Annotated in this window: 11 protein-coding genes and 1 pseudogene; 2 read left to right on the forward strand and 10 right to left on the reverse strand. The window is 39.4% G+C overall.

The genetic code is table 11. The annotated features are described in order from the left end of the window. Nucleotide 1: 1 nt before the first annotated feature. The 5 genes from CD122_RS06400 to CD122_RS06420 all read right to left on the reverse strand — a co-directional run bounded on the left by CD122_RS06400 (nt 2) and on the right by CD122_RS06420 (nt 3,501). Nucleotides 2-412 carry a YwiB family protein gene (locus CD122_RS06400; RefSeq protein WP_103358166.1) on the reverse strand — a complete coding sequence of 137 codons (411 nt, stop codon included), beginning with the start codon at nt 410-412 and terminating at the stop codon, nt 2-4. Nucleotides 413-541: 129 nt separating this feature from the next. Continuing rightward, the gene (locus CD122_RS06405; RefSeq protein ID WP_169926474.1) at nt 542-1,069 is read right to left on the reverse strand and encodes a YwhD family protein; all 528 of its coding nucleotides are present in this window, start codon (nt 1,067-1,069) and stop codon (nt 542-544) included. 11 nt (nt 1,070-1,080) lie between these two features. Next, nucleotides 1,081-2,379, reverse strand: coding sequence for an HD domain-containing protein (locus CD122_RS06410; RefSeq protein WP_103358168.1), 1,299 nt, complete (start codon nt 2,377-2,379; stop codon nt 1,081-1,083). A 24-nt stretch (nt 2,380-2,403) separates the two neighbouring features. Then, nucleotides 2,404-2,886, reverse strand: a complete 483-nt coding sequence (locus CD122_RS06415) for a GNAT family N-acetyltransferase (RefSeq protein WP_103358169.1) — start codon at nt 2,884-2,886, stop codon at nt 2,404-2,406. Between the two features lie 66 nt (nt 2,887-2,952). Continuing rightward, complete coding sequence (locus CD122_RS06420) at nt 2,953-3,501, reverse strand: flavodoxin family protein (protein ID WP_103358175.1); 549 nt, start codon at nt 3,499-3,501, stop codon at nt 2,953-2,955. Between the two features lie 243 nt (nt 3,502-3,744). Between CD122_RS06420 and CD122_RS06425 the strand changes: the two genes are divergently transcribed. Next, nucleotides 3,745-4,014 carry an AbrB/MazE/SpoVT family DNA-binding domain-containing protein gene (locus tag CD122_RS06425; protein ID WP_240624133.1) on the forward strand — a complete coding sequence of 90 codons (270 nt, stop codon included), beginning with the start codon at nt 3,745-3,747 and terminating at the stop codon, nt 4,012-4,014. Then, nucleotides 4,011-4,348, forward strand: a pseudogene (locus CD122_RS06430) (type II toxin-antitoxin system PemK/MazF family toxin). Before CD122_RS06425 ends, CD122_RS06430 begins: the two are co-directional and overlap by 4 nt. A 169-nt stretch (nt 4,349-4,517) precedes the next feature. Here the strand turns inward: CD122_RS06430 and CD122_RS06435 are convergent. The 5 genes from CD122_RS06435 to CD122_RS06455 form a co-directional block, all read right to left on the reverse strand. Then, nucleotides 4,518-4,856, reverse strand: coding sequence for a YuzB family protein (locus tag CD122_RS06435; RefSeq protein ID WP_044360401.1), 339 nt, complete (start codon nt 4,854-4,856; stop codon nt 4,518-4,520). 117 nt (nt 4,857-4,973) lie between these two features. Further along, nucleotides 4,974-6,518 carry an SLC13 family permease gene (locus CD122_RS06440; RefSeq protein ID WP_103358170.1) on the reverse strand — a complete coding sequence of 515 codons (1,545 nt, stop codon included), beginning with the start codon at nt 6,516-6,518 and terminating at the stop codon, nt 4,974-4,976. Nucleotides 6,519-6,717: 199 nt separating this feature from the next. Next, nucleotides 6,718-7,188, reverse strand: coding sequence for a threonine/serine exporter family protein (locus tag CD122_RS06445; protein ID WP_103358171.1), 471 nt, complete (start codon nt 7,186-7,188; stop codon nt 6,718-6,720). 11 nt (nt 7,189-7,199) lie between these two features. After that, complete coding sequence (locus tag CD122_RS06450; RefSeq protein WP_103358177.1) at nt 7,200-7,922, reverse strand: threonine/serine exporter family protein; 723 nt, start codon at nt 7,920-7,922, stop codon at nt 7,200-7,202. 47 nt (nt 7,923-7,969) lie between these two features. After that, nucleotides 7,970-9,325 carry an APC family permease gene (locus CD122_RS06455; protein WP_103358172.1) on the reverse strand — a complete coding sequence of 452 codons (1,356 nt, stop codon included), beginning with the start codon at nt 9,323-9,325 and terminating at the stop codon, nt 7,970-7,972. Nucleotides 9,326-9,641 lie beyond the last annotated feature (316 nt).

Here is a 9,641-nt window from a genome sequence, read left to right on the forward strand (position 1 = left end):
CCTAACACTCCTCGTATGTCAATTCATATTGATAGGTGCCGATTGGGTCATCACCTTGATATAGTTTGTAATGCACTTTAAGTTTACCGCCTGTTGCTGTTAAAAAGTGTAACACGCGTAACGTTTCTACCGTAAAAACAACTTTGCCTTCTGGAATATGGTAGTACGACGTTGTTTGCTGTCCTTCCAACAAATGCAATGTCATATGGACGTCGCCTTTACGAATAATTTTAACACCTTCATCCGTTATCTTAACGGTTACATTGACGGCAGTCCCTTCAATTGTTTCATCGTAACGGATAAACTCCGCATTTTTTCGTACACGTAAGCCTTGCGTTTGATACGTATATTGTTGCTTCGTATCGCCTTGCTTTACAACTTGATGTGTTTGAATTTTTACCTGTTGTTCCACAGAGGTCGCCACCTTACTTTGCTAAATAATACAAGCCATTATAACATACAATCACGATAAAAAAAGCGTGAATCTGCGAGACTGGCACTTCATGACCAGCTCGCTATCAACACACTTCTTTAACTTCCTTTATACTTCCAATGCTTGACGTAATTCATCACTTGAATTGCGCCACATTTCTTCATTATGTTGCTGTAAAAAATCAGCGAGAACACGTTTGTTTTCATCACCAATTTGTTCAATAATGACTTTATGCTTCATAGACTTGTCCATCATATTGACATGTTCTGGCATACTTTTATAGCCACGACGAATTTGCTTGTTAATGAGTAAATAAGCCGCTGTCAGCCCTGCGTAATAGGGACCTTGTGCGCCTCTTTCCGTCGTTACCCAACAGAGCCAATATGCTTTGGCACCTTCAACATCAACTGTGTCTTTATCCGTAATCCATTTAACGCCTTTTTCAACATCTGCACGTGCATGCATCGCACCAATATCAATAAATGCTTCCTGGGCGTCAATATCTATAAAGACCGGCGCAATGTTGTCTAAGCTAATCGCGCCAATATTCGTCCCTTTATGTCCATCTAACGGGTCGTTCTTGATGATGTTAAAGTTAAAACCTTTTTTCTCTGCCACTGAGAACCCTCCATTCATAATCGCTACGTTTATTTCAGCTCATTGAGTAGGTTGATAATGGAACCTTTCAACGCTGGGTCTTCAATGTTCAAGACCAATTCTTTCGGATAGTACAGTTTATAATCTTGACGTTTAATGCCTGTTACACTTGAAATAATGCGTGATTGACTGCTAATTTCTCGAATGTCGCCGTTCGGTTTTAACAGATGAATGGACTTACGATCAGAGCCTGGACGGTCGTAATCATATGGTAAGTCTGAAATCGAGTCACTCACGAAATAATACGCTGGATCAATGCCTGCACTTTCAAAGAGCGCCATTAATTCTGTTTGTGTGATGTAACTGCCATCAAACGGTAAATATTTCAACAAGTCTCTATCGATAAAGCGTCTTGCCAAATCACTCAAAATTGGATCTGTTTCGTGCACCCACTCTTTTAAGTAAAACATGACATCCGTTTCATCCAACTTGAGGTATGCTTCAATTGTTACATTATTTTCAAAAAATGGCACGAAATCACGAGGTGCTGTTTGGAATTTGTAACCTTGTTCGTACAAATATTTCGCGCGTTTAAAACAATTGTTCAATAATACTTCGCCACCACGACTCACTGGGTGGAAATAGACTTGCCAGTACATTTGATAACGACTCATAATAAAACTTTCTACCGCGTGCATACCACTTTCCTTAATGAGCACTTCATCCGCAGACGGTCGCATCAAACGTAGAATACGCTCCATATCAAACATTCCATAAGATACACCTGTAAAATAGGCATCTCGCTGTAAGTAGTCCATGCGATCGGCATCAATTTGTGATGAAATCATTGAAATGACCAGCTTATTATGATGCGTCTTATTAATCACTTCTGCCACTTCATGGGGAAATGATGGTGATACACGGCGTAACACTTGGTTCACTTCGGTATCGCCCGTAATAATCGCCTGTGTGTAGACTTCATGATCTGTACCAAATATTTTCTCAAAACTGTGTGAGAATGGGCCATGTCCCAAGTCATGCAATAACGCTGCACACATGGCCAATGGACGGTCTGCATTATTCCACGCTGAACGCCCTCTAAACGTCTCATCAATCATACGTCTTACAATCTCGTACACACCGAGCGAATGCCCAAAACGGCTATGCTCTGCAGTATGAAATGCAAGATTTAACGTCCCAAGTTGTTTAATACGTCTTAAACGTTGAAATTCTTTTGTTTTAATCAAGTCCCAAATCAATTGGTCTTGTACATGGATATACCGATGAATAGGGTCTTTGAATACCTTCTCTTCTGGCAACTTGCGATCAACATAAGCCGTTTCTGTCAATGGACATTCCTCCTTAATGAGGCACTAAGCCAATGGTTTCTTCATCAATGCAAGTGACATCGTTTCACCATACATGACATGTTCATATGTACGTATCACTTCAAAGCCTTCACCCTCGTAAAACGCCACAGCCTTTTCATTGTGTGTATCGACTTCTAAGTATACGGCATCATATTGCCCTTTATAATGTGCCAAGCCTTGCTCTAACAATAGACGACCATAGCCTTTGTTTTGTGAGTATGGACGCACATAGTGTGCTGATAGATACAATTCACTGCCTTCGATAAAATTCGCAAAGCCAACGACTGTATCGCCTTCCATCGCTACTAAAAACAATTGTTCATCTAATCTTTTAAGCAAGTGTGCCTCGTTATATGAAGCTGCTAGTAATTCATTTACGGTACGCGCAGCATATATATTCAAATACGTATTATACCATGCTTTTGTTGCTACATCGCGAATACCAATGACATCATCTGGTGTCGCTCTTCTCACTTCATACGTCATATTCCTCGCTCCTTATATGCTATAGAATACCTTCAATTATACCACAACTTCCGCGTCATATAAGGCTTATTTCGCACGTGCTATCATGCTTGTTGTATATTGTTCGTTCCATCGTGCTGCTTCATTCATCGCATACGTATCTTTAAAAATCTCACCCGGCTGCGTCGCATAACCAATCAAGTAATCTTCTAAATGCGCGCCCAAAAACTGCAGGCTATAATCTACTTGTTGTACGCATGGTAAAGCTTTGACACGCGGACTATCGCCACCGATTAAAATTAGGCGAAAGTTAATGTCCGATAGTTTCTTCTTAAAATCTTCATATTGTGATGCCTCTAATGCTTCAGACCATTGTTCAATAAAATGTTGCATCGTCGTACTAATACTGTACCAATACACAGGCGATACTAAAATCACATCTTCACTGGCAAATATTTGATCTGTCACTTGTTGGTAATCACGTTGTTCATTATCATCTGGTAAGGTGTCTGTACTTGATGTCATCACAATATCTTCTAGGTTAATCCATCTATAATCTTGTCCTTCTAGTACTTGCTCTGTTAACGTGGCGGTGTTTCCTTTTTCACGTCCGCCACCATATAATACTGTAATCATCGCAAACATCCCTTTTTGTTCTCTCTATTTGTTACTGTATTGACCCTATTCCCATTTCACGCAGAGATTATTCATAGATGTTCCGATTCGTTGCGATTTACAATATTTTATTTACCACATTAATTTTTACAGACGAGCTGTAATCATATTGCGAATAACTTAATCACGCTTATAATTTCCGACAACTTAAGCATTTACTTTTGTAAGGGCTTATCGCATTATAAGTGTAAGGAGTTGATATTAATGAATGAAATGGAAAAAGGCTTAAACAAATCAACTGAACGTATTTTTAAAAGCGGTAACAGCCAAGCAATGAGTTTAAGTAAAAAAACGATTCAGTTAACTGATTTTAATGTAGGGGATACTGTAGAAGTCACAAGAATCCACGGTGGTTTATTCATTACTAAAAAAGAGGAAGATATTGAGGACAGAATCAAAAATTTTTTTCAAAATGGCGGGAAATATACAGAGGCAGAAGTAGATTTAGGAAAAAGTGCGGGACGTGAAATATGAATATAGCGTCATTCGATATACGTTTCATTGATCTAAACCCTACTCGTGGGCGCGAGAAAGACAAAACGCGTCCCTGCCTTGTAGTGATTAACAAAATGCGTATCGATAGTACAGACTTTGTTTGGATTTTGCCAATTATAACTCGTGACGTACTTTTTCCTACTGATATCCTCCTTAAAACAAAAAAGGGATTAGTATCTGGTGTAATTGATACTGTTCAAATACGGGCCGTAGATTTAAAAGCTCGACAGCATTACTATAAAGATGAATTACAAGATAATTTGAAAAAACTGTTTTAAAAGCAATAAATACTCATTTGAATACAATAACATGATGCTTCCTTCATATTCCACTTCACAACGGACACCCTTGTCTTTCGCTAAAAATTTCTACTACCAAGCCGTAACGGACTTTCACCGTCAAGTTATTCCTCATGCTGGGCGCAACGCTAAAGAACCCGCATTCTATCATGAACACGGGCTCTCCTCATTTATATCAAGTCATTATTGTTGTTTACGCTTTGCTAGCTTTTCTTTCAACTTACGGTCTTGTTCTTCTTTACGACGTTTTCTTTCTTCATTGCGCTTTCTCAAGCGTTCCTCTTCTTCAGGATCGCGTGGTTTTTGCAATTGTTTCTTGACCTTCTCCATCAGTTCGTCTTCTGTGAGTGCGGCAAGTGGACGGTTATTTACGAATGCGAAAGTTTTACGTCTCCCTGGTCCGCAATACGATTGGCAGCCAATCTCTATTTCAGCATCAGGATCTAGTTTTTTTAGCTTATTCGTGACGCTTTTAAGATTTACAGCCTGACAATCATCACAAACCATGAATTTGTTTTTCACCTAACTCCACCTCTCTTAGCATGATACCGCTACTCATTTTACACGTCTTTTTAATATTTTCAAGATTTATGTCTATAAACTTTTGCGTTAATATCATGTGTCAGGTGTTTTATTCACTTATGACTTGTGCAATGGAATACTTTGTGTCACGTCAATACCTAATACAGGTGGTAATACGAAATACACGATAAGAATAATGACAATAATACTAATCAAGTTCATTATGAAACCTTTAGACGCCATCTCTTTAATTGAGATTTTGCCCGTACCGAAGACAATCGCATTTGGCGGCGTTCCTACTGGTAACATATATGCACAGTTAGCGGCCATTGCTGCAGGCGCCATCAATAGTAATGGATGCACGTTAATTGCGACAGAAAGTGTTGCTAAAATTGGTAAAATCATTGTCGCCGTCGCTGTATTTGATGTAATTTCAGTTAAGAATAAGATGAAGACAGTGATAACGATAACGATTAAGATTGGGCTCACACCTTTGAGTGACGTCATTTGTAAGCCTAACCACGTTGCGAGACCACTTTCTTGAATCCCTTTCGCCAATGCCAGACCACCACCGAAGAGTAAGAGTACGCCCCACGGTAATTCTTTGGCAACAGACCAGTCTAAAATACGCTTATGATGATCTTTCGCCGGAATTAAGAAGAGCAAGATTGAGACGAACATCGCAATCGTACCGTCAGCAATCATCTCAGTGAACTGCCAATTTGATAACAAGAACTCACGTGAAATCCAAAGTGACGAAGCTAAAATGAAGATACAGAATACCACTTTTTCTTCATATTTAACTTTACCTAACGCATCCAACTTATCTTTAATCACGCGTTGACCGCCTGGTAATTCTTTCATATCATGACGAAATGCAATAAATTTAAAATACAACCATGCTAAGAAAATTAATAAAATTACGGTTGGTACACCGATAATCATCCATTTCGCAAAGCTCAACTCTTCGCCAAAGTTCGTTGCATATTGCCCTTTTAAAATAATTAATGGTGGCGTACCAATCAGCGTACCTAAACCACCGATTGTTCCCGCATAACCGATACCTAAAACGAGTGAACGTTCAAACTTCGCGATACTTGAGTCATCTTTACTCGTTTCTTTCAGTTCGTGTGCCTCTTTAATAATCGCCAAACCAATCGGAATCATAATCATCACGGCAGCTGTATTCGATACGAACATTGAAAGCCCACTTGTTGCGACCATGAACCCTAACAAAATACGCCCTGTACTTGTCCCAATGAGATTGATAATCGTCAAAGCAATACGCGTATGTAAGTCCCAACGCTCCATCGCAATTGCTAAAATAAAGCCACCTAGGAATAAGTAAATGATGTCATTCCCGTATTGGGCTGACACCGTTGCACTGTCCATGACGTGACCGAGCGGCATTAAAATCAATGGTAATAAACTTGTCGCTGGAATCGGAATGGCTTCTGTAATCCACCAAATGGCAATCCACACTGTAATTGCTAGCACGTATAACCCTTTAAAACTTAGGTCATCCGGACGCACAAACAGCAAAATCAATGCAAACAACAACGGCCCCATGATTAAGCCAATCAACTGCGCCAACGTGTACGATGGATCCTTCTTCTTGTCTGTGAAAAATGTTAGTAATCGAGATTCTTTTGGATTTGTCATAACGCTCCCCCTTGCTGACTTCTCTTCATTCCCTTTAATGATGTAGCACATTTTTAAATAGTATAGCATATTAAAACGTGATTTTGATAGCGCTTTTTTACACTATCTATTTAGGGGGAAAATATTCATTTTAAGTTTGAGATTTCACGTAAAAGCTCACAGCACGTGAATTTCACATGCTGCGAGCTTATCAGTTTTTCTATTCACTTTTATGATGACGTTTCGGTCGAATAATCGCAATCGGTTTTTGAATAAATGATTTCGCAAATTGATCAGACATTAACAAACCAACTGCTATCGCCCCGGCAATCAGTGTTGCACGTACGAAAATATCATTTGCTTCATTAAATTCCAACGTCAATAATTTTTGTGTTGCTTTGAAGAAAATACTCCCTGGTACAAGCGGGATAATCCCCGGCACCATAAAGAGAATGACCGGCGACTTATATTGACGAGCCATCACATGACTCACCAAGCCAAGGACAAAGCTGCCACATAAACTAGCGTAGATACTATCAATACCGAATGCCATATGTACAAGGTGGTATGTCAAATAACCAAAGCCACCACATAACCCCGCTGGTAAAAATAGACGTCTTGGTGCGTCGTAAATATACGCAAAGCAAAATGAGGTTAAGAAACTACATATAAAAATAATTGGAATGACCATTGCTTAACCTCCTACAATAATAAAAATGCGGTTGTAATGCCTGCACCAATCGCAAATGATGTCACAATCGCTTCTAAAAATTTTGCGGTAAACATCAACATATGCCGCTCGAATAAATCTTGAATTGCTGTTGTAATCAAAACTCCGGGCACGATTGGCATAACACCAGCCGTAATCGTCGCCGCGAGATTGGGACTACCGATCCAATGATTAATTGGTATCGCCACTAAACCAATCACAATCGCGCCTAAAAAGTCTGGAATAAAGAGCGTCAGTTGTTTGCCCTTCATATATTCCGTCACAAAATAACCAAAAGCCCCTGCAAGCACGGCAGGCAACAAATCTTGCCAGCCGCCACCTTGCAAGTATAAAAATCCCATAGAAATTAAACCTGCAAACAACATTTTATGCCACAGTTCATAACGATGTGGCGTCTTATCAATCCGCTTCAACGTTTGATACGCTTCATCAAACGATAATTTTTGTTGTGCAATTTGACGCGAAATATGGTTAACCAAAAAGACTTTGCGTAAATTGGTATCATTCTTCTTAATCTTAACCATACGTGTATCATGATCTGGTGATAACGAGAAGTTAATAAAAATATTGAGCGCATAGCCTTGTGTTTCTTCATAACCATACGACATCGCAATACGCTGCATGGTATCTTCTACACGATTTGCTTCGGCCCCGCATTCTAACAAAATACGACCGGCAAGCATTACAATATTCATCACGTCTTGATCTGACGGTTTGGAATGATTCACGTTGTCACCTTCTTTTACGAACTAGATTGTTTCTTAATAGTTAAGAGATAAAGTGGCACACCAAGGAGTAGACCACCAATCGCAATACCCGACCCTAATGGATCCGAAATAAATGTATTCACAATAATAAACAGACCGCCTGACATTGCCAATAACGGTAGCACTGGATAGAGTGGTACTGAAAATGCACGTGGCTGACCTTTGTTTTTGCGTCTTAACACAAATAACCCAACAAACGATGCCATATAGAAAAAGTAAATAATAAAAATCGTAATTTCTGATAAATAATCCGCATCAAAAACAGATGGGAAACAAATGCTTAGCGTTAAAATCAAAATTGTTAACGCACTCATCACAATATGCGCACCGATTGGCGAACCAAAACGCTTGCTGACATATTGAATTTGTTGCGAATATGGCAGTAAGTTATCTTGTGCCATCGCAAATGGAATACGCGGGAACGTAATCAACTTACCATTCAATGTTCCGATAATCGAGATAATCAATCCGATATTAACAATCTTCGCACCGACACTACCGAACAACATAACTGCCGCTTCTGCACTTACACTGTTTCCTAACAAATAAACTTCTGATGCTGGTAATATTTTGAAAATCGCAACATTAATTGTGACATACACGAGCGTTACAATTAAAATACCAATCAACATAGCTAACGGTAAATGCTTTTGTGGATTTTTCATTTCACCCGACATCGTTGTCAACATAATCCAACCGTCATAGGCAAAAAGCGTCGCTAACACTGCACGACCAAAGTTCACAGTACCATCATTGTTCATAATCAATTGTGTGACATCATTACCAAACACACCTTCTTGACCGTAAATCAAACCGAAAACAACGATCGCAAAAATTGGAATAAGTTTCGCAAGCGTTGAGATATTCTGCATGGCATTCGCATAATATGTCCCAAGAATGTTCAAAAATAGTAAAAACAGGAAAATCCCCGCACCAATTGGAATCGTCCAAAAGCTGCTAATCACAAAGAACTTCGTAATCAATATACCTAAAAAGAGAATGAGTGATACAATAATCGCCGGCCCATAGAGCACCGTCAAAGTGTAACCTGTTAAAAAGCCCCAAAATGAACCGTAAATATCTTTAATATACGCATACAAACCACCTGTACGTGTGATTTGTGCACCGACTTCGGCAATCGTCAAGCCAGATGCCAATGTTAGAATCCCTCCAAGCAACCATGCCCAGAGTGCTAAATTACTCGTCCCAGCATACGCAAGTACAGAACTTGGTTTCACGAAAACCCCTGATCCTATAATCGTACCGACAATAATCGTGACAGCTGTAAACAAGCCAATCGTTGGCTTCAAAGTTTGCTTTTCCGAACCCATTGCCACGCCTCCCCTTCAATTCTTTTTCTCTCATTTCTCTTACTATAACATGCGCATGGTCAGAAATCTTACATTTATAAAAAGAATTCATCATGACACCATAGCGCATGTAACTAGAAGTGAAAAAAGTATTGATAAACGCATTTTAACTTCTCTATACGCCATTATTTCCCGGGAAAGCGGCTGGGACATTAATACAAACATTCAAATTAAACTTGATATATTATGTATATGGCAGTAGCTGACTGGTGTGAAAATACGCTTTTACAAGCTTTTTTCATTCCTAGTCAGCCTTACCGGGGTGGGACGATGGGGT

Source organism: Staphylococcus rostri (genome assembly GCF_002902145.1).
Lineage (GTDB): Bacteria > Bacillota > Bacilli > Staphylococcales > Staphylococcaceae > Staphylococcus > Staphylococcus rostri.